Annotated in this window: 21 protein-coding genes and 1 pseudogene; 3 read left to right on the top strand and 19 right to left on the bottom strand. The window is 69.3% G+C overall.

Features of this window, described 5'->3' with window-relative positions:
- Window positions 1–45: 45 nt before the first annotated feature.
- From mmsB to FBR43_RS11145, 9 genes and pseudogenes are all read right to left on the bottom strand, one after another.
- Window positions 46–963 (bottom strand): annotated as a pseudogene (mmsB, locus tag FBR43_RS11105) (3-hydroxyisobutyrate dehydrogenase); the annotation flags it as partial.
- On the bottom strand, window positions 939–1,712 hold the full coding sequence (locus tag FBR43_RS11110) for an enoyl-CoA hydratase (RefSeq protein WP_136943187.1): 774 nt from the start codon (window positions 1,710–1,712) through the stop codon (window positions 939–941). The gene FBR43_RS11110 and the pseudogene mmsB, both read right to left, overlap by 25 nt.
- Before the next feature lie 92 nt (window positions 1,713–1,804).
- Window positions 1,805–2,848 carry an enoyl-CoA hydratase/isomerase family protein gene (locus FBR43_RS11115; protein ID WP_136943188.1) on the bottom strand — a complete coding sequence of 348 codons (1,044 nt, stop codon included), beginning with the start codon at window positions 2,846–2,848 and terminating at the stop codon, window positions 1,805–1,807.
- A gap of 5 nt (window positions 2,849–2,853) precedes the next feature.
- Entirely contained in the window at window positions 2,854–4,002 is a 1,149-nt protein-coding gene (locus FBR43_RS11120; protein WP_136943189.1) for an acyl-CoA dehydrogenase family protein, read from the bottom strand.
- The gene (locus tag FBR43_RS11125; RefSeq protein WP_136943190.1) at window positions 3,999–4,547 is read right to left on the bottom strand and encodes a hypothetical protein; all 549 of its coding nucleotides are present in this window, start codon (window positions 4,545–4,547) and stop codon (window positions 3,999–4,001) included. Before FBR43_RS11125 ends, FBR43_RS11120 begins: the two co-directional genes overlap by 4 nt.
- Entirely contained in the window at window positions 4,544–4,978 is a 435-nt protein-coding gene (locus FBR43_RS11130) for a RidA family protein (RefSeq protein WP_136943191.1), read from the bottom strand. The genes FBR43_RS11125 and FBR43_RS11130 overlap by 4 nt, the downstream gene beginning before the upstream one ends.
- A 4-nt stretch (window positions 4,979–4,982) precedes the next feature.
- Window positions 4,983–6,482 carry a CoA-acylating methylmalonate-semialdehyde dehydrogenase gene (locus FBR43_RS11135; protein ID WP_136944172.1) on the bottom strand — a complete coding sequence of 500 codons (1,500 nt, stop codon included), beginning with the start codon at window positions 6,480–6,482 and terminating at the stop codon, window positions 4,983–4,985.
- A gap of 209 nt (window positions 6,483–6,691) precedes the next feature.
- The gene (locus FBR43_RS11140) at window positions 6,692–7,726 is read right to left on the bottom strand and encodes a ferritin-like domain-containing protein (RefSeq protein WP_136943192.1); all 1,035 of its coding nucleotides are present in this window, start codon (window positions 7,724–7,726) and stop codon (window positions 6,692–6,694) included.
- A 16-nt stretch (window positions 7,727–7,742) separates the two neighbouring features.
- Complete coding sequence (locus FBR43_RS11145; RefSeq protein ID WP_136943193.1) at window positions 7,743–8,699, bottom strand: ferritin-like domain-containing protein; 957 nt, start codon at window positions 8,697–8,699, stop codon at window positions 7,743–7,745.
- 294 nt (window positions 8,700–8,993) lie between these two features.
- Between FBR43_RS11145 and FBR43_RS11150 the strand changes: the two genes are divergently transcribed.
- Complete coding sequence (locus FBR43_RS11150; RefSeq protein ID WP_136943194.1) at window positions 8,994–9,623, top strand: Crp/Fnr family transcriptional regulator; 630 nt, start codon at window positions 8,994–8,996, stop codon at window positions 9,621–9,623.
- Window positions 9,624–9,626: 3 nt separating this feature from the next.
- On the opposite strand, the gene FBR43_RS11155 is transcribed toward FBR43_RS11150, so the two are convergent.
- The 7 genes from FBR43_RS11155 to FBR43_RS11185 all read right to left on the bottom strand — a co-directional run bounded on the left by FBR43_RS11155 (window position 9,627) and on the right by FBR43_RS11185 (window position 19,945).
- Complete coding sequence (locus tag FBR43_RS11155; RefSeq protein ID WP_136943195.1) at window positions 9,627–10,367, bottom strand: anti-sigma factor; 741 nt, start codon at window positions 10,365–10,367, stop codon at window positions 9,627–9,629.
- On the bottom strand, window positions 10,360–10,899 hold the full coding sequence (locus FBR43_RS11160) for a sigma-70 family RNA polymerase sigma factor (protein WP_136943196.1): 540 nt from the start codon (window positions 10,897–10,899) through the stop codon (window positions 10,360–10,362). The genes FBR43_RS11155 and FBR43_RS11160 overlap by 8 nt, the downstream gene beginning before the upstream one ends.
- Before the next feature lie 76 nt (window positions 10,900–10,975).
- Window positions 10,976–13,066 (bottom strand): alpha/beta hydrolase family protein, encoded by a 2,091-nt coding sequence (locus tag FBR43_RS11165; RefSeq protein WP_136944173.1) that lies wholly within the window; start codon window positions 13,064–13,066, stop codon window positions 10,976–10,978.
- 65 nt (window positions 13,067–13,131) lie between these two features.
- A complete protein-coding gene (locus FBR43_RS11170) occupies window positions 13,132–15,087 on the bottom strand; it encodes a tetratricopeptide repeat protein (RefSeq protein ID WP_169542582.1) in 1,956 nt (651 codons plus the stop codon).
- A 52-nt stretch (window positions 15,088–15,139) separates the two neighbouring features.
- Entirely contained in the window at window positions 15,140–16,501 is a 1,362-nt protein-coding gene (gene prsR / locus FBR43_RS11175; RefSeq protein ID WP_136943198.1) for a PEP-CTERM-box response regulator transcription factor, read from the bottom strand.
- Window positions 16,498–18,552, bottom strand: coding sequence for an XrtA/PEP-CTERM system histidine kinase PrsK (prsK, locus tag FBR43_RS11180; protein WP_136943199.1), 2,055 nt, complete (start codon window positions 18,550–18,552; stop codon window positions 16,498–16,500). The genes prsR and prsK overlap by 4 nt, the downstream gene beginning before the upstream one ends.
- A gap of 4 nt (window positions 18,553–18,556) precedes the next feature.
- Window positions 18,557–19,945, bottom strand: a complete 1,389-nt coding sequence (locus FBR43_RS11185; protein ID WP_136943200.1) for a TIGR03013 family XrtA/PEP-CTERM system glycosyltransferase — start codon at window positions 19,943–19,945, stop codon at window positions 18,557–18,559.
- A gap of 160 nt (window positions 19,946–20,105) precedes the next feature.
- Between FBR43_RS11185 and FBR43_RS11190 the strand changes: the two genes are divergently transcribed.
- On the top strand, window positions 20,106–21,170 hold the full coding sequence (locus FBR43_RS11190; protein WP_136943201.1) for a mannose-1-phosphate guanylyltransferase/mannose-6-phosphate isomerase: 1,065 nt from the start codon (window positions 20,106–20,108) through the stop codon (window positions 21,168–21,170).
- A gap of 82 nt (window positions 21,171–21,252) precedes the next feature.
- Window positions 21,253–21,507, top strand: a complete 255-nt coding sequence (locus FBR43_RS11195; RefSeq protein ID WP_136944174.1) for an HNH endonuclease — start codon at window positions 21,253–21,255, stop codon at window positions 21,505–21,507.
- Window positions 21,508–21,510: 3 nt separating this feature from the next.
- On the opposite strand, the gene fdxA is transcribed toward FBR43_RS11195, so the two are convergent.
- From fdxA to FBR43_RS11210, 3 genes are read right to left on the bottom strand one after another with little or no spacing between them, the layout of a single operon-like run.
- A complete protein-coding gene (gene fdxA / locus FBR43_RS11200) occupies window positions 21,511–21,852 on the bottom strand; it encodes a ferredoxin FdxA (protein ID WP_136943202.1) in 342 nt (113 codons plus the stop codon).
- Window positions 21,853–21,888: 36 nt separating this feature from the next.
- On the bottom strand, window positions 21,889–22,200 hold the full coding sequence (locus tag FBR43_RS11205) for an RNA-binding S4 domain-containing protein (protein WP_249276552.1): 312 nt from the start codon (window positions 22,198–22,200) through the stop codon (window positions 21,889–21,891).
- On the bottom strand, window positions 22,193–24,709 hold the full coding sequence (locus FBR43_RS11210) for a helicase-related protein (protein WP_136943203.1): 2,517 nt from the start codon (window positions 24,707–24,709) through the stop codon (window positions 22,193–22,195). The genes FBR43_RS11205 and FBR43_RS11210 overlap by 8 nt, the downstream gene beginning before the upstream one ends.
- Between the last annotated feature and the right edge of the window lie 161 nt (window positions 24,710–24,870).

A 24,870-nucleotide genomic window follows, 5' to 3' on the forward strand; every position in this document is an offset into this window, starting at 1 on the left:
TGATATCGGAACGGCTGACGCGATGCACTCAAATACTACACCCCATCAATCGCGCGGCGACAGGCCCAGCATGTTGATGATGCCCGAGAAATCGCGCCCCGCGCCGCCCTCGTCGGAGAAGCGCTGGTAGAGCTCGGCGGCGCGCGCGCCCATCGGCGTGTCGGCCGACACGCCCGATGCCGCCTCCATCGCGAGGCGGAGATCCTTGAGCATCAGCGCCGCGGCGAAACCGCCCTGCCAGTCGCGATCGGCGGGCGTCTCGGGGCCGACGCCGGGCACCGGGCAATAGCTCGTCATCGACCAGCTCTGGCCCGACGACACGCTGGCGATATCGTAGAAGCGCGAGAGATCGAGCCCCAGCTTCTCCGCCAGCACGAACGCCTCGCAGGTCGCGATCATCGTCGCCCCTAGCAGCATGTTGTTGCAGATCTTGGCGCCCTGCCCCGCACCGCTGGCACCGGCATGGATCACCGCCTTGCCCATGTCGGCGAGGAAGGGCTCGGCGCGGCGGAACGCCTCGTCGCTGCCGCCGACCATGAAGGTCAGCGTGCCCGCATTGGCCGCCGCGATGCCGCCCGATACCGGCGCGTCAACGAGCGTCAGGCCACGCGCGGCAGCGTCGGCGGCAACGCGGCGCGCGGTTTCGACGTCGATCGTCGAGCAGTCCATCAGGATCGCATTGGCGGGTACGGTATCGAATACCGCGCCGGCGTAGACTTCCTCGACATGCCGGCCCGCGGGCAGCATCGTCACCACCGCCTCGGCTTCGGCACAAGCGGCGGCGGCGCTTTCCGCCGGCAGGCATCCGGCGTCCTTCGCGCGCGCCAGCGCCTCGTCGGAAAGGTCGAAGGCACGCACGTCATGCCCGTTCTTCGCCAGGTTGGCGGCCATGCCGCCGCCCATATTGCCCAGCCCGATGAATGCGATGCGTGCCATGGTCAGCGCCCCTTCCAGTCGCCGGCGCGCTTCTCGACGAACGCCGCCATGCCTTCCTTCTGATCCTCGCTGCCGAAGATGCCGTTGAACAGCCGGCGCTCGAACTGCACGCCCTGCGCCAGCGGCATCTCGAACGCGGCGTTGACCATCTCCTTGTTCGCCAGCACCGCGAGCGGCGCCATGCCGGCGATCGTCGCGGCGGTCTTCATCGCATCGTCGAGCAGGTCGGCGGCGGGTACGATGCGCGCCACCAGCCCCGCGCGCTCGGCTTCCTCGGCATCCATCATCCGGCCGGTCAGGCACATCTCCATCGCCTTGGCCTTGCCCACGGCATGCGCGAGCCGCTGCGATCCGCCCATGCCCGGCGTCACCGCCAGCTTGATCTCGGGCTGGCCGAACTTCGCGCTATCGGCGGCGAGGATGAAATCACACATCATCGCCAGCTCGCAGCCGCCGCCCAACGCATAGCCCGCCACCGCCGCGATCACGGGCTTGCGCGTGCGCGCGAACACTTCCCAGCCGGCGAAATGATTAGTGCCGTACATATCGGCAAAGCCCATCGCCTGCATTTCCTTGATGTCGGCGCCGGCGGCGAACGCCTTTTCGCTGCCGGTGACGACCGCGCAGCCCTGCCCCGCATCGGCATCGAACGCCGCCATCGCGGCATTGAGATCGGCGAGCACCTGCGCGTTCAGCGCGTTGAGCGCCTTGGGCCGGTTGAGCGTGACCAAAGTCACGCGGCCACGCTGCTCGACGAGGATGGTTTCGTAGGTCATGCTTCCCTCAGTTCGTCACCCCAGCGCAGGCTGGGGTCTCGGGCCACCGGCGGACCCCTGGCAAAAGTCCCCAGCCTTCGCTGGGGCGACGGCTATTGCGGCGACCATTCGTGATCGGCGGGCAGCGGCGCGAAGATCTGGTCGATCAGATGTTCGGTCACGTCCTCGCCGCGTTCGGGCTGCCAGCGCGGCGTATTGTCCTTGTCGACGATCAGCGCGCGCACGCCTTCGATGAAATCGGCGCGCTGCACGACATGGCAGGCGACGGCATATTCCTGGCGCATCTCGTCCTCGAAGGTCGGCATCGTGCGCCCGTCGAGCAGCAGCTTGAGGCTGACCTTCATCGCCTGTGGCGACTTGGTAGCGAGCGTCGCGAGCGTGCCGCGCGCCCACTCGCTGCCATCACCAGCAAGCGCCGCCTCGATCTCCGCCAGCCGGTCGCTCGCGAACAGCCGGTCGATCGCGCCCCGGTGCGCTAGGATGCGCGCATCGGGCGCGGGCGTCGCCACCGCATCCAGAATGGCCTCGATCGCCTGCGGATCGCTGGCGATGCGGCGCTTGGCCTCCTCAAGCGCGTCGGCGGGGAGGTAGTGCGTCGCCAGCCCCAGCGCGACGCACTCGGCGCCGTCGAGCCGGTGGCCCGTCAGCGCCAGATACTGCCCCATGCGCCCCGGCAGGCGCGAGAGATACCAGCCCGCGCCGACATCGGGGAACAGCCCGATCCCCGTCTCGGGCATCGCGAACTTCGTGTTCTCGGTCGCCACGCGGTAGCGCGCGGGCTGCGAGATGCCGACACCGCCACCCATCGTGATCCCGTCCATGAACGCGGCGATCGGCTTGGTGAAGGTGAACAGCCGGTGGTTCATGCGATATTCGGTGCGGAAGAAGGCGCGTGCCTCGGCACCGTCGCCCGCACCGCTCACCGCGAGCATGCGAATGTCGCCGCCCGCGCAGAAGCCACGCCCCTCGAGATGGTCGAGCAGCACCGCCTCGATCGCCGGATCGGCCGCCCAGCCGTCGAGCGCGTCGATGACGGCCGCGCACATCGGCTCGGTCAGCGCATGGATCGCCTTGGGGCGATTGAGCCGGATGCGACCGATACGGCCGGCAGTCTCGATCAGCACATGGTCGGTCATCGCGTTCAGCCCTGTCGCACCAGATCGCGCCCGACGATCATCCGCATGACCTGGTTGGTGCCCTCGAGGATCGAATGGACGCGCAGGTCGCGCCAGAAGCGCTCGATCGGATAGTCCATCAGATAGCCATAGCCGCCGTGCAGCTGCAGCGCATCGTTGACGATCTTCGATCCCGAATCGGTCGCCAGCCGCTTCGCCATCGCCGCGAAGCGCGTCTTGTCGGGCGCGTTCGCCGTCACCTTGGCGGCGGCGACATAAAGGAGCGCGCGTGCCGCCTCGAGGTCGGTCGCCATGTCGGCGAGCATGAACTGCGTGTTCTGGAACTCGGCGATTGGCTGGCCAAATTGCTGGCGGTCCTTCACATAGGCGATGCTCTCGTCGAGGCAGCGCTGCGCACCGCCCAAGGAGCATGCGCCGATGTTGAGGCGCCCGCCGTCCAACCCCATCATCGCGATGCGGAAGCCCTCACCCTCGCCGCCCACCAGATTGCCCGCGGGCACGCGCACATCCTCGAGGATGAGCTGGCGCGTCGGCTGCGAATGCCAGCCGAGCTTGCGCTCGTTGGCGCCGAAGCTGACGCCGGGCATGTCCTTCTCGATCGCCAGGCACGAGATGCCCTTCGGCCCGTCCTCGCCGGTGCGCACCATCACCAGATACAGCTCGTTCTCGCCCGCGCCCGAGATGAACTGCTTGCTGCCGTTGACGACATAATGATCGCCGTCCCGTACAGCGCGCGTCTTGAGCGCGGCGGCATCGGAGCCCGAGGAAGGCTCGGTGAGTGCGTAGGAGGCGATCCAGTCCATTCCGGTCAGCTTCGGCAGATAGCGCTCTTTCAGCTCGGCGCTGCCGAAGCGGTCGAGCATCCATGCCGCCATGTTGTGGATGCTGATGAACGCACTGGTCGACGGGCAGCCATAGGCCATCGCTTCCATGATGAGCGCCGCCTCGAGCCGGCCGAGCCCGATGCCGCCGGCTTCCTCGCTGACATAGATCGCGCCGAAGCCGAGCTCGGCCGCCGCCTTGATCGTGTCGCGCGGGAAGATGTGCTTCTCGTCCCACTCGCCGGCGAAGGGCGTGATGCGATCGGCGGTGAACTTGCGCGCCAGATCCTGGATTTCGCGCTGGTCGTCGGTGAGCGAGAACTGGTCGGTCATAGATCCTCTTCGGTATCGCACCGCGAATATGCGAGCGTGCCGCGCTCGTGGCGGCGTTGCAGCGTGCGGTTGTCTTCGCCGAGCGTGAGCGTCTGGCGTTCGCGCCAGACCTCGCCCTCGCCCGAGAGTTCGAGCTCGACGTCGATCGCGCGGCCGGCCGCGCGCGTGATCGCGATCGGCCTGGCGAAGCTCTCGTAGAAGGTCAGGCCATTGGCGGCGACTTCGAGCCGCAGGTCCGACGAACGGGCGCAGCGTGTGCCGTCGCCCGCCCAGACACCGTGAAAGGCGACGGGAATTTCGGCAAGCCGTGCGCCGGGACTGCCTGGCAACGCCGTCACGGGCTCGGGGCTTGCCGAGGGGCCGGGCGAAGGCATGGGGCTCGGTTGCGGCGTCGCGACAGGCGCGGGCTGTGGCATCGTAGCGGTCGGTGCAATGTCGCCGCGATTGGTGGCCGGCACTTCGGCGGCACGCTCGGGCTCGCCGCCGCACGCTGCCAGCATCGTCAGTGCCGCGAGCATCGCGGCCTTGCGCGTCGTCGTCATCATCGCCCGACCAACGCGCCGTCACCGCTCGACGATCCAAGCTCGGCTTCGGCCTCGATCTCGACGCGCCATTCGGGGCGCAGCAGCGCCTGCACCGCCACCATCGTCGAGGCGGGGCGGATGGCGGCGAACACACGGCCATGCGCGCGACCCACCGCTTCGCCATCGGCAGGATCGATCAGCAGCATCCGCGTGCGCACCACGTCGCGCGCGCTGCCGCCTAGCGCCTCGATCGCCGCGACGATGATCGCGAGGCAGCGGTCGGCCTGCGCCTCGGCATCGCCGGGCGTGGATGTGCCGTCCTCCTCGACCGGCGCGGTGCCCGACACGAGGATGCGTGTCCCGACGCGCACCGCGCGCGCAAAGCCGATCGTCGCCTCATAGGGCGAGCCCGACTGCACCGAGCGGCGAGCACCGGGATCGGCGGCCGTCATCGGCTCACCCCATCGTCGGGATGACGAAGGCGTTGCCGCCGTCGGGCGAGCTGTCGGGCCAGCGCTGCGTCACCGTCTTGACGCGCGTCCAGAAACGCAGGCCTTCCATGCCGTGCTGATTGTGGTCGCCGAAGCCGGAGCGCTTCCAGCCGCCGAAGCTGTGATAGGCCACGGGCACGGGAATCGGCACGTTGATGCCCACCATGCCCACCTGCACGCGTGCGGCGAATTCGCGCGCCGCATGGCCGTTGCGCGTGAAAATCGCGACGCCGTTGCCGTACTGGTGCTCGCTGGGCAGCCGCAGCGCGGTCTCGAAATCGGGCGCACGCACCATCTGGAGCACCGGACCGAATATCTCCTCCTTATAGGCCTGCATGTCGGGCGTCACGTGATCGAACAGGCTGGGGCCGATGAAGAAGCCCTGCTCATGGCCCTGAAGACTAAACCCGCGCCCGTCGACCACTAGCTCGGCGCCCTCGTCGACACCGGTCTGGATCCAGTTCTCGACACGCTGCTTGTGCGCGGCGTTCACTACCGGGCCGTAATGCGCCTCGGCATCGGTCGATACGCCGACGCGCAGCGCGGCGATCGCGGGAAGGAGCTTCTCGCGCAGCCGGTCGGCGGTGTCGTCGCCCACCGGCACCACCACCGGCAGCGCCATGCAGCGCTCGCCCGCCGAACCGAAGGCGGCACCCGACAGATCGTTGACCACCTGGTCGAGATCGGCGTCGGGCATGACGATGCCGTGGTTCTTGGCGCCGCCCATCGCCTGCACGCGCTTGCCCGCCGCGACGCCGCGCGAATAGACATACTGCGCGATGTCCGACGAGCCGACGAAGCTCACCGCGCCGATCGCGGGATGATCGAGGATCGCATCGACCATCGCCTTGTCGCCATGCACCACCTGGAGGATGCCCTCGGGCAGCCCCGCTTCGCGGAACAGCTCGGCGAGCCGCACGGGCACCGAGGGATCGCGCTCGCTGGGCTTGAGGATGAAGGCGTTGCCGCACGCGATCGCCACGCCCGACATCCACAAGGGGATCATCGCGGGGAAGTTGAACGGCGTGATGCCCGCGCCGATGCCGAGCGGCACGCGCATCGAATAGACGTCGATCCCGGGCCCCGCGCCCTGCGTATATTCGCCCTTCAGCGCGTGCGGGATGCCACAGGCGAACTCGATGACCTCGAGCCCGCGCTGGATGTCGCCCTTGGCGTCGGCGATCACCTTGCCGTGCTCGGAACTTAGCAGCTGCGCCAGCTCGTCCATATGCGCCTCGACGAGTTCCTTGAAGCGGAACATCACGCGCGCGCGGCGCTGCGGATTGGTCGCGGCCCAGGCGGGCTGGGCGGCCTGTGCGGCGGCGACCGCATGATCGAGCAGCGCCACATCGCCCAGCGCCACCTGCGCCTGCACCGCGCCGCTATTGGGATCGAACACGTCGCCATGGCGCGGCTGCTGCGGAGCCGACGCGCCGCCGGCCACCACATGATCGATCATCCGCATCATCACTCTCCTGCATATCGCTTTGCGGCTGCCCTTTTCATGCATCGCCGTGCGTTGCAACCGCGGGCGTCGCGCACCGGGGCAAGTCGAGCGCCTTTGGCCGGCGAGTGGCCGCACGAAAAAAAGGCCGCCCGCGCAGTGCGCGGACGGCCCCTTGATGGCGACGCCCCGTCGGGGAGGGGGGCTGACAGGGGCGTCGCTGCGTAGGCTCAGCCGCTGGCGGCGCTGCTGCGGATGTTGCCGTTGACGCCGGCGGGGAAGAAGCCGCCCATCGTCGCCGCCGCTGGATTGAGATAGACGATGTTGAGCACCTGGCCGGGCGTGCGCGAGAAGGCGATGCCACTCGCATCCGTGGGCACGATGTTCGACACGTTGCCGTTCGGCCGCACGCCCTGATCGAGATCGGAGGCGCCATCGAGGCTGTCACGCGCGGTCGAGATCGCCTCGGTCGCGTCGATCAGGCTCGGCGTGGTCAGGCCCTTGCGATACAGCACCGTGCGGACGAGACCAGCGTGATAGGCTTCGGCGGCATGAATGCCCGCCGCGGCCTCGAGGAACGTCTTGTTGTTGATGAAGCGAACGGCACCCTTGTACGCCGTCACGCCGACATCCTCGAACAGGAAGGCGCCGAGCAGGAAGTTCTCGTCATTGGCATAGGGATCGAACGACGCACCGTCGCCGATCAGCCCCGCCGCGCGTGCCGCCGCCGAGAAGGCGCTGTTGGGCCCCGAGCCGATGTCGATCGCGGGTTGCGCCACGCGCGCATTGCCCAGCGCGTTGCGCAGGAAGTTGACGTGCTCGCGCTCGTCATTGGCGATCTCGCGCGCATAGGCCGCCACCAGCGGATCGGTGAAGGTCACGCGCCGGCCGCCGCTCACCGCGCCCTGCGTTCCCGTACCCGTCAGCTGGCTGGCGGGCAGGCCCGATCCGGTGGCGGCGAACAGATAGAATTGCGCCTCGAGATATTCGAGGTTGAGCGCGAAGTTGAGCACATCGGCATCGGTCGGCGCCGCGCCCTGCGTGGGGGTAGGCGTAGGCGTCGGTGTCGGCGTGGGGGTAGGCGTCGGTGCCGGCGTGGGCGTCGGCGTGACGGTGATGTCGTCGTCGTCGTCGCACGCTGCGAGCATCGATGCGCCGGCCATCGCGACGCCGGCGGTCCCTGCCATCTTGAGCAGGCGGCGGCGGCTTTCCCGACGTTCCTCGCCCGAGGCGAGAATGTCGAGGATGAGATTCTGGTCCTTCATGATATCCTCCCTCGCCTCAGTTTGCCGCGCTCATGCGGATGGTGCCGTTGACGCCGTTCGGGAAGAACCCGCCGCCGGTCACCGCCATGTTGTTGAGGTAGACGATGTTGAGCGTCTGCCCCGCCGAGCGCGAATAGGCGATGCCATTGGGGTCGAGCGGCGCAATGTTCGACAACTGGCCGATCGGGCGGACGCCCTGATCGATGTCATCGGCACCGTCGAGGCTGTCACGCGCATCGGAGATCGCCTCGGTCGCCGCGATGAGCGACGGCGTGGCGATGCCCTTGGCGTACAGCGTCGTCCGCACGATCGCGGCGTGATACGCCTCGACCGCGAGGATGCCGGCGGCCGCCTCGAGAAAGTTCTTGTCGGTAATGAGCGGCGAAGCGCCCTTGTAGGCCGTGACGCCCACATCCTCGAAGATGAACGCGCCGAGCAGGAAATTCTCGTCATTGGCGTAGGGATCGAAGGTCTGGCCCGCGCCGATGAGGCCGGCCGCACGCGCGGCTGCCGAGAATGCGGTGTTGGGTCCCACACCCACGTCGATCGTGGGCTGCGCGACGGCCGCGTTGCCCAAAGCGGTGCGCAGGAACTCGACATGCGCGCGCTCGTCGGCCGCGATCTCGCGGGCATAGGCTGCAACCGCAGGATCGGTGAAGTTTACCTGGCGTCCGCCGTTGACGGCACCCTGAGTACCCGTACCGCCGAGCAGGCTGGCCGGCAGGCCCGCACCCGTCGCCGCATAGACGTAGAACTGCGCCTCGAGATATTCGAGGTTGAGCGCGAAGTTGAGGATATCGGCATCGGTCAGCGCCGGAGCCGACTGCGCGTTCACCGGTGCCGTCTTCGACACCAGCGTAATACCACCGGCCATCACTGCCGCAGCGCCGAATGCGCGGAAGAAGTCGCGCCGCCCCTCGCGCCGCTTAGCGCGCTCGTCGAAAGCCTCGACCAGCCGTTCGCTGTCCATCATGCCATCCTCCCTACTTCACTGTCAGAGATCGGGCAGCGGGTGAGCGAACCGAGGGTTCCATTTAAGTTGTTAACCGTACGGCAACGTACGCATGGATGATTTTTTTCAAGGCGGCGTGCATCCATATCGCCCGACAACTCGAAGCTTGTGCAGAGATTGTCGTATCGAAGAGCGATTATATTGCTGCGCCAGATCGAACCGTCCGTCGCCCGCCTGGCTAGGCGCGCGGGAAACCAGCTGATCGACCTTCTGGGGCGCGACGAACGCGATGCGCTCGCCGGATCGCTGCGCCGCATGACGATCCGAAGCGGCGAGGATGCCGATGCGCTTGCGGGCGAGCCGTGCTTCTGGCTGCCCGAAACCGCGATTCTGAGCTTCGGCGTCCTGCTCGATGCTCGGCAGGTCGAATGCGGCATCGTCGGGCGCGAGGGTGCGCTTGGATGGGAGCCGCTGCTGGGGCTCGGCGTCCGCGAACAGCGGATCGCCGCGCTGACCGGCGGGACGCTGCTCGGCGCGCCGGTCGGCGTGCTGGCTGCGTTCGCGCAGACGCATGGATCGCTTGCCGCAACGCTGCTGCGGTTCCGCGAGGCGCTCGACGCGCAGATGCGCTGGACGATCGCGGCGCGACTGCAGTGTGGTCCCGAGGCGCGGCTCGCGCGGTGGCTGTGCATGCTGCACGATCGCGTCGACGGCGACACGCTCGATATCACGCATCTGCGGCTGGCGGCATTCCTCAACGCGCGCCGCGCGAGCATTACCGACGCGCTGCACATCCTCGAGGGTAATCACGTGCTGCGCTGCACGCGCGGCCGCATCACCGTGCGTGATCGCGGCGCGCTCGAAGCGGCGGCAGCGGGGTCCTACGGCGCGCCCGAGGCGCTGTATCGGCAGCTTTTCACACGGTCGCGCGCACTGCGCGGCTGACGATCAGAGTTGCGTCAGGCGCGTGGTGGCGAGGATGTCGCCGCTGGGCGCGGCATGCGGAGCGCCGCTCGCGGGTTCGAGCGTGAGCGCCAGCGTATTACCGTCGCGCAGCAGCCGGCCGAGATCACCGCCAAGCCGTACCGACGTCTCGCCGTCGCGCGCGACCAGCCCCAGCGAGCGCGGCGCCCCGCCATCGGGGATCACCCACAATTCGGGCTCGCCGGCACCGTCGGGAATGGCAGTGGCGCGCACGAGCAGCCGCTCGCCGACCGGATCGAGCCGCAGCGCGAGGATCGAGGCGCCGTCGCTGCCCTGCAACTGCGCGACGATCACGTCGTCGGGCGTCTGGATGACGACGCGCGGTGGGGCGGGCGGCGGCGGTTCGGGTTGCAGCACCAACGCCAGCGCCAGCCCGGCAGCGAGCGACCCGAATGCGCCGGTGGCGATCTTCCATTTGCGGGCCGGATCGTGCGCCGGCATGTCGTCATTGGCCGGTGGTGCCGGAACGGCGGCGGGCGCGATGCGTGCATCGATGCGCTCCCACACCGATGCGCCGGGCACGGCTTCCTCCACCTCGTCGAACAACATCGCCAGGCGCTGTTCCCAGCGTGCGTGATCGCGCGCGAATGCAGCGTCGCCGGCGATCAGCGCTTCGGCGTCGGCGCGTTCGTCGCTGTCGAGAAGCCCGAGCGCAAGCTCGGCAGCGAGCAGATCGCGATCGTCGGGACCGGCGGGATCAGCCATGATCGAGACACTTTCGCAGCCGCTCGAGTCCCCGCCGTATCCAGCTTTTCATCGTCGCCAACGGCACTGCGGCGCGATCGGCGAGCTCGGCATAGGTATAACCGTCGAAAAACGCCGAGCGGATCGACGCGTGCTGCCGCTCGTCAAGCTGGTCCATGCACTGGCGTAGCAAAATGTCGGCATCGGTATCGCCGCCCACCTGTGGCGTACCGTCGTGCAACGCTGCTGCATGGACGGCGCCGCGTTCGCTGCCGCGCCGCCAGTCGATCGCGGTGTTGCGCGCCACCGCGCACATCCAGGTGATCGGGCTCGCCCGTTCGCGATCGAACGCGCGCGCGTGGTGCCACACCTTCAGATACACTTCCTGCAACGCGTCCTCGGCGGCTTCGCGATCGTGCAGCACGCGCAGGCAAATGCCGAACAGCTTGCCCGAGGTGCGATCGTACACCCGCTTCATCGCCGCGCAGTCGCCCGCACCGACCCGCGCGAGTTCGTCGCTCAGTTCGTGACGCGCGGCGTCGGCGTGCTGCATGGGCTCTCCCTACCGCCCTGACGGCGCGCAAGGGTAAGCAACCGAGGGTGGCAAAGGTTCCCCTGCGGTGCAGCGCCTAGCGTGGTGCGCTCGCGATCGCGGGCGCGGCGGGGCGCGCGCGATCGGTGCGATAGCGGTCGAACCAGGCGAGGATCGCCGCTGCCTTGGCTGCGGATTGGCTCGGCCGCGCGGTGAAGCCGCCATGGCTTGCACCCGGCACCTTGACGAGCGCCGTCGGCACGCCGCGAATCTGGAGCGCCGCGTAATATTGCTCGCTCTCGCTCACCGGCGTGCGATAATCCTCGGCGCCGACCACCACCAGCGTCGGCGTCTTGACGTTGCCGACGAGGCTGAGCGGCGAGCGGTTCCAGTAGCTCATCGGGTCTTCCCAGGGCTGCTTGGCGAACCAGTAGCGCGAGGTGAAGCCGGTGCCGTCCATCGTCAGCGCCTCGCTGATCCAGTTGATGACGGGCTTCTGCGTCGCCGCCGCCTTGAAGCGATCGGTCTTGCCGACGATCCAGCTTGTCAGCACGCCGCCGCCCGATCCGCCGGTGACGAACAGATTGTCGGGATCGGCGACGCCTGCAGCGATCGCGGCGTCCACCGCGGCGATCAGGTCGTCATAATCCTCGCTCGGGTAATTCTTGTCGATCAGGTTGGCGAATTCGCTGCCGTACGAGGTACTGCCGCGCGGATTGGTGTAGAGCACCGCATAGCCGGCCGCGGCATAGAGCTGGTTGTCGGTCGCGAATACGGGGCCATAGGCGGTGTGCGGACCGCCATGGATTTCGAGGATCAACGGCACGCGCGTGCCGGGCTGGTGGCCGGGCGGCAGCACCAGCCACGAGGCGATCTTGCGCCCGTCCTTCGCCGTCACGTCGAGCGGCTCGACGCGGCCCATCGTCTTGGCCGCCATCAGCGTGTCGTTGAGCCGCGTCACCTGCCGCCCCCCGACGAACAGGTCGGCGGGGCGCATGCCGCCGCTCGCATCGCCGGTATAGGCGATCGTGCCGCCGTCCGACACGCTGAACGCGCCGCCGGTATAGGGCCGGTCGAGCCCGCCACCGGCAAGATTCTCGTGTAGCACGGTGCGCCGCCCGTCGAGGCCGATGCGCGCGACCTTCTTGCGCGCATCGTCGTCGTAGGAGACATAGAGGCTGCGGCCGTCATCGGCCCATTCGACGGTATCGATGCCGCGATCGAGATCGGCGGTAAGCGGGCGGACGTTCGACCCGTCGCGGTCCATCACATAGAGCTGCGACGGCGTGTAGCTCACATATTTGTCGTCGAAGCCCAGATACGCGATCTTGGATCCATCGGGCGAAAGCACCGGCGCCTCGTCGGGACCGTAGCGGCTGGTGAGCTTGGTGAGCGAGCCGCTGGCGATGTCGACGGCATAGACGTCGCTGTCATTGGGTTCGCGCTCCCAGTCGGGCCGGCGATTGGCCGAGAGGACGAGCGTGCGGCCGTCGCGCGACCAGGAAAGCGGGCCGCCATGGTTGAACTTGCCGAACGTCACCTGCCGCGGCGCGCCGCCATCGGCCGAAACCACGAACACATGGTCGAAACCGGGCTTCAGATAGCCCGCGCCATCGGCGCGATAGGTCACACGATCGATGATCTCGAGCGGCTCGGCCCATTTGGCGCCTTCGGGCTTCTTGGGGGCTTCGCCGAGCTTCATCGGCTCGCCGGGCACGCGCATCACATAGGCGATCTGGCGGCCATCGGGCGACCATGCCACTGCCGAAGGGCTGTCGGGCAAGCCGGTGATGCGCGCGGTCTCGCCCGATGCCATCCAGCGGACATGGAGCTGCGGCGACTGGCCCTCGACCGCCGATACATAGGTTAGCCGGCTGCCGTCGGGCGACCAGCGCGGGCTCAAGTGTGATCCGGGCGTCGCGGCGAGCGGGCTCTGCTGGCCGGTTCGAACATCGACGAGCCAGATCGCCGAGCGCATGCGATCGGTCATCACGTCGCCCGAGCGGCGGACATAGGCGACGCGGCTGCCATCGGGGCTGATCTGCGGATCGGCGGCCTGTTCGAGCCCGAACAGATCGGCGCCGGTGAAGCGCCGGTCGGGCGCCTCCATCTGCTGCGCAAACGCGATCGGCGCGGCAATCGGCAGCGCGGCAGCGCAGAGCAGCGCGGCGACGGTGGTGCGGAACATCGGCATCTTCTCCCCTTCGGATGCCGGTTTGTGCCACGATCTGCGGGCGTCGCAAGCAGGAACCGTCAGCGCACGGCGCGCAGTTCGTCGGTGGCGGCAGCCATATTGGCTTTGATGCCCGCATGTTGCGGCGCGATACGCGCCGCCTTTGCGAACAGCTGCGCCGCGCCGGCCAAGTCGCCGCCCGCGCGCCGCGCCTGCCCATAGGCATCGCCGATCGCCGCGTTCTGCGGCGCCAGCGCATAGGCCGCCGCGCCAAGCCGAACCGCCCGATCGGCCTCGTCGACCGCGACATAGGCGATGGCCAGTTCGGCCAGCAGCGCCGCATCGCGGTTGCCCAGCCGCAGCCGCAACCGCTCGAGCGCGTCGATCGCCGCGTCATACTCCCCCGCGGCAAGCTGCCAGCGTGCGCTGAGGCGGAGCGCGACGACATCCTCGGGGTTCTGCGAAAGATAGGTGGCGAGTACCTGTGCGGCCTGCGCGCGATTGCCGGCAGCCTCGAGCGCCTCGACCAGCCGGAGCATCACCGGCTGATCGTAGCGCAGGTTCGCAGCGCGGGCATAGACGATGGCGGCGTCGGCGGGCCGCCGGCCGATCATCAGCACGTCGCCTACCAAGAGATGCGCGGCAGGCACGCCCGGATGCGCCGCTGCGAGCGCATCGGCCTCGCGATAGGCGCGTTGCAGATCGCCCGCCTGTGCCAGCCCGCGGATGAACGCGATGATGCGGTCGGGCGCGCCGCCGCTCGTCGCGGCCTCGGCCTGCAACGACGCGAGCGAGCGGCCGCCCATGAAGGCCGGCGCCGCCGCGCGCGCAGGTATCGCCGCGCGGTCGATCAGCTCGGCGGCGGGGCCGCGCTCGCCGATGCGCTCGTGCCCGCGCGCGGCGAGCAGCAGCGACAGCGTGTCGGCATCGCCTCGCCGCACGACGGGCTGCAACGCGCGCACGCCCTCGCGCGCGGCCCCCGATCGCAGATAGGCGGTGGCGAGAAGCTGCCGCGCCTCGCGGTTCATCGGCTGCGCGCCGACGATATCGCCGAACGCCGCGATCGCCTGTTCGTGCCCGCCCGACTCCATCGCGAGGATGCCGCCGAGCAGTTGCGCGCCGGGCAGCCCGGCTAGCGAGCCGCCGGCGCGCTGGAGAATGCTGCGCGCGAGGCCGAAACGCTGCGCTCGCGCTGCCAGCACCGCCTGCAGATAGAGCGCGCGCGGGCTGTTGCGGCGCATTTCGGTCGCGCGGCGCACCGCCGCCAGCATCGCGCGCGGGCGGCCGGCATCGCCCAGCGTCGCGGCATAGTCGATCAGCGCATCGTGATGGCGTGGATCGCGCTTGAGCGCCTCCTCGAACCACGGAAGCGCGGCGACAAGGCCATATTGGCCGCGCACCAGCTGCGCGCGCAGCAGCAGCGCGTCGACGGGCCGACGATCGAGCGAAAGCGCGCGGTCGCTCGCGGCGATCGCGCGGGCGACGTCGCCATTGTCGGCATGAAAGCTCGCCAGCGCCTGCCATGCGGCGGCATCGCGCGGATATTGCTCGACGAGCATGGCGAACTGGCGCTCGGCACCCGCATAGTCGCCGCGCTGCGCGAACAACTGCGCGCGCACGCGCTCGACATAGGGGCGGTAGCGCTGGCTCGCGCCATCGAGCGCAAGCGATGCGCGACGCGTCTCGCGCTGGAGCAGCAGTGCTTCCGCACGCAGGTGCTGGACGCGCGCCATGTCGAGCCCCGCTGCCGCCGCGCGCGCGAGCGAGGCGTCGGCCCCTACCCCGTCGCCCAACGCGATCTGCATGCGAGCCAGCACCGCATGGCCGATCGCAAGCGTGTGATCGGCGGTCGTCGCCGCCTGCGCGGCATCGCGCGCTGCCGAGACATTGCCCGCCTCGAACAGCGCGAGCGCGCGCGCGGTCTCGGTGCGTGCGGTATCGCGGTCGGCGAAGTCGGGAAGCAGCGCGCGAAGCCCCAGAAACGCCACCACCAGCCCGGCAAGCGCCATCGCCGCCACGACGATCGTACGGCGCACGCGCCGCCGTCGCCGCCTTCTGCCCGGCACGGGCAAGGCCGGAAGCGCGGCGTCAGGGCTGGAGGTCATAATTCTTCATCAGGTCGTAGAGCGTCGGCCGGCTGATGCCGAGCAGCCGCGCGGTGCCCGAGATGTTGCCCTCGGCGCGCGCGAGCGCCTGGCGGATCGCGGAGCGATCGGCCGCCTCGCGCACCGCGCGCAGATTTATCGGCAGCTCGGCTTCGGCGGGCCCGAGATCGAGATCGGCAGCGGTCACGCGCGCGCCATCGGCCATGATCGCGGCACGCTTCACGCGGTTTTCAAGCTCGCGCACATTGCCCGGCCAGTGCCACGCATCGATCGCCGCCAGCGCATCGGGCGCGAAGCCCTTGGCCGCCGACTGCATTGCGGCGCCGTGCCGGCGCAGGAAGTGGCGCGCAAGCAGCGCCGCATCGCCCGGCCGCTCGGCGAGCGAGGGGATGCGCACGACGATCTCGGCGAGACGGTAATAGAGATCGTCGCGGAAGCTGCCATCGGCGACCATCGCATCGATATCGCGGTGCGTGGCGCACACCACACGCGTATCGACCGCAATCGGCCGGCGCCCGCCGATCCGCTCGATCACGCGCTCCTGCAAGAAGCGCAGCAGCTTGACCTGGAGCGGCAGCGGCACATCGCCGATCTCGTCGAGGAACAGCGTGCCGCCGGCGGCCTGCTCGATCTTGCCCTCGGTCGTCTTGACCGCGCCGGTGAAGGCGCCTTTTTCGTGCCCGAACAGCTCGCTTTCGAGCAGTGTCTCGGGAATCGCTGCGCAGTTGATCGCCACGAACGCGCCGCCCTTGCGCGGGCTCGCATCGTGCAGGCCGCGCGCAAGCAGTTCCTTGCCGGTGCCGCTGGCGCCGAGCAGCATCACCGACACATCGGCATTGGCGACACGCTCGATCATGCGCGTCACGCGCAGCATCTCGGGCGCGGCGGTGACGAGGCCGCCGAGCACCGACGCCCCGCCCGCCTCGGCGCGCGCCGCGAGTCGGCGATTCTCGGCTTCGAGCGCATGGACATGGAAAGCCCGCGCCACGATCAGCCCCAATGCGTCGATATCGATGGGCTTGGCGTAGAAATCCCACGCACCCTCGGCGATCGCGCGCAACGCGCTTTCGTGCGCGCCGTGCCCCGATGCGACGATGACCTTGAGGTCGGGCGAAAGCGCCAGCATCTCGGCCAGGGTGGCGAAGCCCTCGGTCACGCCGTCGGGATCGGGCGGCAGGCCCAGATCGAGCGTGACGACGGCCGGCTCCTCGGCGCGCAGCAGCGCCAGCGCCTGCGCGCGATCACCCGCCACCAGCACGTCATAGCCGTCATAGGCCCAGCGCAACTGGCGTTGCAGCCCGGCATCGTCCTCGACGATCAAGAGCTTGCGCCGCGTGTCGCTCATGCCGCCTTCCCCATGTCATCCTCGGCACGACATGCGGCGGGCAGCACCAGCCGGAAACGCGTGCCTTCCCCCTCGCGGCTGGTTACGTCGAGCGTGCCGCCCATCGCCAGCGCGTGCTGCCGTGCCTCGAACGCGCCGATGCCGAAGCCCGTCGCCTTGGTCGACACGAAGGGGCGAAACAGCTGGTCGCGCATGAAGCCCGGCGACATGCCGCAGCCCTTGTCGATCACCTCGATCGCGACGCCGGCGTCGCACGCGTCGACCTGTACGAGCACGGGCTCGCCGGCGGGGCTGGCGTCGATCGCGTTCTGGATCAGATGCCGCAGGATCTGCTCGAGCCGCGCGGGATCGGCAAGCGCGACCGCCTCGCTGCCGGCGCGAACGATGACGGGATGGACCAGCCGGCGCTCGGCGGCCAGCGCATCTACGATGCCACGCACTGCGACGGCACGCGGAGGCTCGGCGCGCGCGGGACGCGCCTGGCTCAGCCGCGCGACAAGCTCGGTCATGCGACCGGCCGATTCGTTTAGCGTCGCCACCATGTCGGCGCGGAACGCGGGATTGTCGGCGTGGCGCTCGGCGTTGCGCGCGACAAGGCTCAGCTGGCTGACGAGGTTCTTGATGTCGTGCAGGATGAAGGCGAAGCGGCGATTGAACTCCTCGAACCGCTCGGCCTCGGCCAGCCGGGTCTGCGCCCGCGCTTCGGCGAGATAGCTTGCGACCTGCCGTCCGGCGACCTTGAGCAGGTCGAAATCCTCCCAGTCGAGCGCGCGCTCGATGGGCGGCCGTGCCAGCAGGATTGCGCCCGCGAGCGCTCCCAGATGCGGCAGCGGGACGATTACCCATGCGGCATCGAGCGACAGCATCCACGCCGGGACGGCATCGATATCGCCCGCCTCGGTGTTGCCGGCACGCACCGCGTCGAGCTCGATCACGCGATTGGTGGCGCCAAGATGCCGCGCCAGCGCGCCTGCGGTGACCGCGGCGGGCAGATCGCCCGGCGGCCAGTTCCAGTGCGTGCCGACGACGAGCCCCTCCGCCTCGGGGAGCAGCAGCACGCCGGCGGGTGACAAGGTAAGATCGGCCACCGCCTTGACGACGCGTTCGTCGAGCGGCGCGGCGCCTTCGGCACTGCCGAGCGTATCGGTAAAGCGCATCCATTCGGCGCGGTAGTCGTAGCGGTGCCTGAACAGGTGTTTGGCGAGCTTGACGCGCGCCCAGGCGCGCAGCGGCGCGGTGGACAGGATGGTAAGCAATGCCGCGGTCGATCCGAAGATGAACGCCGTCTGGAACACGCGCGCCTGCTCGCCCGCCAAGTGACCGACCGCCGCAGTGGCAAGCGCCAGCGCCGCAAAATAGGCGAGCACCGCAAGCAGCGACAACGACTGGAACGCGACTGCGCGCGACCATTCGACGCGGTGCTCACCGCCGCGCTGGAGAAGCGCCGCCAGGATCGTCGCGAGCGCGAGAAATGCGGCACCGCGCGCGGCGAGCAGAACCGGTGGCCATTCGCCCGTCGCCCATGCCAGCGTCAGCAGATTGGCATCGATCACCCATATCGCGGCAGCGGCAAGCGCGAGGCCGCGCACGATACCCGGCGGCGCCTGCCGATAGGCGTGGAGCACCAGCACCAGCGCGCCGAGCACCGCAAGCAGCCGCAGCGCGATCCCGCTTGCGGCAAACGCGCTCATGCCTTGCGCCGCGGATGGGTCGGCCGCTCCCGCCGCACCCAGGAGCCCGCCGCCGACGAACACGCAGGCGATGATGCCGGTCGCTGCCAGCAGCGATGCCCGCCGCCGCTCCGCGACCGGCAGCAGCCGATGCACCAGCAGCAGCCAGCCGAGATTGCGCAGGATGCCCGCCAGCGTCGTCGCGGTTTCGACGCTGCCGATGCCGGCCACGGCGAGCGCCCACAGCGCGGTTCCCGCGAGCGCCGCCACCATCGCTCCGCGCGGTGCGCCGATCGTCCGCGCCCGCACGCTCCACAGCGCGAGTGCCGCGAACAGCAGCGCCGCGAGCGCGTGGCTCCAGAGGATCAGCACCGCCGCCATCGCGTCAGCGCGCGCCTTCGGGCCACAGCACGACGCGCACCGTCTGCAACAGGATCAGGATATCGAGGAAGGGCGAATAGTTCTTGGCGTAATAGAGATCGTATTCGAGCTTCTGGCGCGCATCCTCGATCGAGGCGCCATAGGGATAGTTGATCTGCGCCCAGCCGGTGATGCCCGGCTTCACCATGTGCCGCTCGGCATAATAAGGCAGCTTCTGCTCGAGATCGTCGACGAATTGCGGGCGTTCGGGCCGTGGGCCGACAAAGCTCATCTCGCCCTTGAGCACGCTCCAGCATTGCGGCAGCTCGTCGACGCGCGTCTTGCGCAGCAGCCGGCCGATGCGCGTGATTCGCGGATCGTCCTTCTCGGCCCAGACCGCCTGCCCCGCCAGCTCGGCATCGGTGCGCATCGAGCGCAGCTTCACGATGTCGAAGCCCTGATTGTAAAGCCCTACGCGGCGCTGGCGGTAGAAGGCCGGGCCACGGCTGTCGAGCTTCACCGCGATGGCGGCGATCAGGATGACGGGCGCCATCAGCACCAGCAGCAGCGTGCTGGCGGTCACGTCGAACAGCCGCTTGAACATGCTCGAGAACATGCGTCCCGACGAGAAGCCGTCGGAAAAGATGAGCCAGCTGGGATTGACACTGTCGAGATCGACGCGGCCCGTCTCGCGCTCGAGGAAGGTCGATATCTCGTTGACGTGGACGCCCGTGGTCTTGATGCGCACGAGATCCTTCAGCGGCAGCGCATTGCGCCGTTCCTCGAGCGCTAGCACCACTTCGGACGCATTGAGGAGCACGACGTGATCGGCCAGATTGTAGATCGCATCGCGCGCGATCGCCTCGGGAATCACGCGATTGGCCTCGCTCATCGAGACATAGCCGACGACGACGAAGCCCGAGCCCGGCGTCTGCGCGAGCGACTTGAGGCGCGCGGCGCGCGGCCCCGCGCCGAGCACCACCACGCGGCGCTTGAACACCTGCCCGCCCAGCGTCTTGCCTACCAGCAGCCGCAGCAGGAACAGCCCGACGATCGCCGCGGCCATCGCGTAGAGCAGGTTCGATCGCCAGAAGGTGATCGCCGGCACGAGAAAGAAGAGGACGCTCAGGAAGATGGTGCCCAGCGACACTGCGACGATCAGACGCGCGGCGGCGAAACGCAGCGAGGTGAGCGCGCTGGCGCTGTAAACGCCCACCGCCACCATCGCGAGCAGCATCGACGCCGCGAAGCTCAGCAGTTGCGGCACCCGCGTCGCGATCGGCTCAACCTCGATCCCGACCTCGTGCAGCCGGTATTGCCAGCCGAACTCGGCCGCGGCGACGAGGCATAGGAAATCGAGCAGGCCGAGCAGCAGCACGGCGTTGGGGACATAGTGCTTGAACAACCGGATCATCGCGCACGTCCCGAAACTGTAAGGCAGACCGACACGGTTCGGCTGTCGCAGAATTTGACAAAGAAAAGCTGAACGCCGCGCGGAGCCGGGCGTGGCTCCGACAGTTACGCATCGGTCCGCGCACGCCTATATGCGCGTATCAACGAAGGAATATCCGCCGATGCCCGCGACCAGCCCGATCACCCCCGTCATCCTGTCCGGCGGGTCGGGCACCCGGCTGTGGCCGATGTCGCGGCCCGAAATGCCAAAGCAGATGCTGGCGCTGACCGCCGAGCAGACGATGCTGCAACTGACCGCGCAGCGGGCGAGCGATGCGCGCGGCGAGCTCGGCTTTGCACCGCCTATCGTCGTCGCGAACGCGCTGCATGCCGACCTGATCGAAGCGCAGCTCCGCGATGTCGGCGCCGCCGCGCAGGCGCTCATTCTCGAACCGACGGGGCGCAATACCGCGCCGGCGATCGCGCTCGCGGCGATCGCGGCGGGCGGGGGCGATGCGCCGCTGCTGGTGATGCCTTCGGATCATGTCATCGCCGACACCGCCGCCTTCCACGCCGCGGTCGCGCGCGCGCTGCCGCTGGTCGCGGACGGCTGGCTAGTGACGTTCGGCATCACGCCCGACGCCGCCGAAACGGGCTATGGCTATATCAAGGTGGGCCAGGCGCTTGCCGAGGGCGTCCACCGCGTCGACTGTTTCGTCGAGAAGCCGTTGCGCGATGCGGCCGAGGCGATGCTGGCCAGCGGCGACCATGTGTGGAACGGCGGCATCTTCCTGTTCCGCGCCGACGCCTATCTGGCAGCGCTCGCGACGCATGCGCCGGCGATGCTCGACGCGACGCAGGCCGCGATGGATGCGGCGCGGCGCGAGAACGGTCGCGTATGGCCCGAAACCGCCGCATTCGCCGCATCCCCCGCCGACTCGATCGACTATGCGGTGATGGAAAAGGCCGATCGCGTCGCGGTGGTGCCGGTGGCGATGGGGTGGAGCGACGTCGGCAGCTGGGACGCGCTGCATGCGATCAGCGCGTGCGACGCTGGCGGCAATGCCTGCCGCGGCGATGTGGTGGCGATCGACACGCGCAACTGCCTGGTGCGTGCCGACGGCAAGCGCATCGCGCTGGTGGGCGTCGAAGATCTCATCGTGGTGGCGAGCGGCGACGATGTGCTGGTGCTGCCGCGCGGCCGCAGCCAGGACGTCAAGAAGCTGATCGAGGCGATGCAGCGCTAGACGGCACATGGGACGCGTGCGGCGCAAGCTGGCGGCAGCGGCAGGCGCGGCACGCGCGCAGGACGACCCCGACCTGCGCTGCATGCTGTGCGAGCGGCCGATCGGCAGGCGCCTGGAATGGCATCATGCCATCCCGCGCAGCCGTGGCGGCGATGCGGTGGTGCCGGTCCATCCGATCTGCCACCGGACGATCCACGCGACGTTCACCAACGTCGAACTGGCGACGGCCTATTGCACCGGCGAGGCGCTGCGTGGGCATCCCGCTATCGCGCGCTTCGTGACATGGGTCGCCGACAAGCCTGTGGATTTCCACGCGCCGACGCGCGCGGCACGATAAGGCTCAGTCGCCGGCGCCGGGCTCGGGCGAGAAATACTTGTCGAACTTGCCTTCCTCGCCCTTGAACGCATCGGCATCGGCGGGCGTCTGCCCGGCGTTGCGCGTGACGTTAGGCCATTGCGCCGAGAAGGTGTTGTTGAGCTCGAGCCATTTTTCGAGCCCGCTCTCGGTATCGGGCAGGATCGCCTCGGCGGGGCATTCGGGCTCGCACACGCCGCAATCGATGCATTCGCTGGGATTGATGACGAGCATGTTCTCGCCTTCGTAGAAGCAGTCGACGGGACAGACCTCGACGCAATCCATGTATTTGCAGCGGATGCAGGCGTCGGTGACGACGTAGGTCATGGTGCGGACGGACTCCCTTGGCGGTCGCCGGCCCTGCTATGCCGCGCTGCCGGGTGCGTCAACGCCCTTGGGCGCCGGACCGGCAGTGCCATCGAGCGCGACATAGAGCGCAGCGGCCTCGGCCGGCGGGCCGCGGCGGTGCGGCAATGCATCGATACGCACCACGCGTACGCGGCCATGCAGCGGAAAGGCGAGCACCGTGCCGACGCGCACCGTCGCATGCGCCCGATCGATGCGGCGCCCGTCGAGCCGCAGCGTCCCCGCCTCGCAGATCGCCTGCGCGAGCGGCCGCGTCTTGGCGAAGCGCGCATACCACAGGAACAGGTCGAGCCGCATCGCCTCAGCCATGGCCGAGCCCCAGTTCGCGCAGTGCGGCAAAGGCATTGTCGGCGCGCGGCGGCTGCGGCGCGGCGGGCGGCGGCACGCGGCGACCGCGCCAGGCCCAGCGTGGCGGCCCCTCGGGCGCGCGATCGGGGCGGAAGCCGAGCTGTGCCATCAGTCGCGCGAAGCTGTCGGGCCCGATACCGATCGAGGTGGCGAGCGCCAGATCGGGAATGAACGGCGCGCGCCCCTTGCGGGCGTCGTGCGCGGCACGCGCGATGCGCTCGACAAGATCGACGCGCACCGCCTGCACGCCGATGCGGCGAAAGCCGTTGGCGAGCGTCGCCTCGGGCGCGCGGGCGGGCAGCACCGTCGCGCCGTCGGGTGGCGGGGTGGCAGTCGCATCAACGCTCCGCGCCGCGCACAACGCCGCGCGCCAGCGTTGCGCCGCCGGCTTGAGCAGGCGGGGATCGAACAGATCGAGCGTGCCGACGACGACGCCCGCCTGGCGCAGCCAGCGCCGCGCGCCCGGATCGAGCGCGTCAAGCGGCTGTGCCACGACGTCGCGCGGCACGATGCCGCCGGCATCGGCGATGGCGGCGGCGACGGCGCGCAGCGGCGGCGGCGCCACCGGATCGCGCGCGGCCGTGTCGAGCCGCGCGAGCACCGGCGCATGGCGCGCGGTCTGCGTCGCGATCCAGCGATCGAGCCGCGCTGCGACGGCGGTGCGCGTCGCCTTGTCGAGCACGCCCAGCGCCCGGTCGAGCCGGACGCGCGGGCGCGAGATCGCCGGCCCCGCCTCGATACGCGCGACGCTGCCGCCGGCCCAGTGGATCACCGGCGCGCCGCCCGCGTCGCCGGCAAGCGCCAAGGCGCGATCATCGGCCGCGACGAGCGCCGCCGCACGGCGTGCGAACTCGCCGCCCAGCCGCTTTTCGGCAGCCGCGATCAGCAGCCTCTTGTCGTCGGCGGTGGCATCGGGCGACACCGTGAAGCTGAAGCCGTCGATCCGCCCCAGCACATGCTCCTCGACCAGCACCTCGCCGCCCTCGCCGATGGTGACGGGCAGATGCGATGCATCGGCGCCTATTTTGCGCAGCAGCACGCTGGTGCGCTTGTCGACGAAGCGCTGTTGCAGGCTGGCATGGAGCGCGTCGGACAGTCGCTCCTCGACCGCGCGGGTGCGCGCAGCCCAATGCTCGGGGTCTTCAAGCCAGTCGACGCGGTGCGCGATATAGGCCCAACTGCGCACCGCCGCGATGCGTCCCGCCAGCGTCTCGACATCGCCTGCCAGCCGATCGAGCCGCTGCAGTTCGTCGGCGAACCAGACATGCGGCAGATGCCCGCGCCCCTCGCTCAGATGCCGGAACACGCGCCCGACGAAGCGCGCATGCGGATCGACGCCGAGCTTGCGGAAATCGGGCAGGCCGCACGCCGCCCACAACCGCTCGACGACGCGCGGATGGCGGCAGCGCTCGCGCACCCAGTCCTCCTCTGCCAGCCGCTTGAGCACCGCCAGATCGGTCGCCTGCGGCGCGGCGCGCAGTAGTTCGTGGACGGGCCGCTGCTCGAGACTATCGATCAATGCGTCGAGCGAAGCGAAATCGGGCTCGCCATCGCGCCAGTAGAGGTGCGAGAGCGGCGGCACGTGATGGCCCTCGATCGCGAGCACTTCCTCGGGGGTGAAGGCGTCGGACCCCTGCTCGTGCAGTGCGCCGAAGCTGCCGTCGCGCTGGTGACGCCCGGCGCGCCCGGCGATCTGCGCCATCTCGGCCACCGTCAGCCGGCGGCGGCGGCGGCCGTCGAACTTGTGAAGCCCCGCGAACGCGATATGCGCGACGTCCATGTTGAGCCCCATGCCGATCGCATCGGTGGCGACGAGATAGTCGACCTCGCCGGCCTGGAACATCGCCACCTGCGCGTTGCGCGTGCGCGGAGAAAGCGCGCCCATCACCACCGCCGCGCCGCCGCGCAGCCGGCGGATCGTCTCGGCGACGGCATAGACTTCCTCGGCCGAAAAGGCGACGATCGCCGAGCGGCGCGGCAGGCGCGATAGCTTGCTCGCGCCGGCATAGCTGAGCGTCGAGAAGCGCGGGCGGCCGATGATCTCGGCCTCGGGCACCAGCGCCTTGACCATCGGCGCGAGCGAACCCGAGCCCAGGATCATCGTCTCCTCGCGTCCGCGCGCGTTGAGCAGGCGATCGGTGAACACATGGCCGCGCTCGGGATCGGCGCCCAGCTGCGCTTCGTCGATGGCGACGAACGCCGCTTCGCGATTCGTGGGCATCGATTCTGCGGTGCACAGCAGCCAGCGCGCGCCCGGCGGCATGATCTTTTCCTCGCCGGTGAGCAGCGCCACCTCGCGCGGCCCTTTGATGGCCACCACGCGATCATACACCTCGCGCGCCAGCAGCCGCAGCGGAAAGCCCATGATGCCGCTCGAATGGCCGCACAGCCGCTCGACCGCCAGATGCGTCTTGCCGGTATTGGTCGGCCCGAGCACGGCGGTGACGGGGCTACGCGCGAACTGGCTCATGGCATCGCCAACATCGTGGTTCGCGGCAGCGTGCGCAAGCGCGAACGCTTCGTCGCCCCATGCGAACGCTCCGGCGCAAGGCGTCGAGGCCGCGCCGGCAGTTAATTTGACTTTAGCATCTGGCCCCCACAGTCATCGCGCTGTGGCCGGGGACGGGCGGC

The organism is Sphingomonas baiyangensis (assembly GCF_005144715.1).
In the GTDB taxonomy this organism is placed as follows: domain Bacteria; phylum Pseudomonadota; class Alphaproteobacteria; order Sphingomonadales; family Sphingomonadaceae; genus Sphingomonas; species Sphingomonas baiyangensis.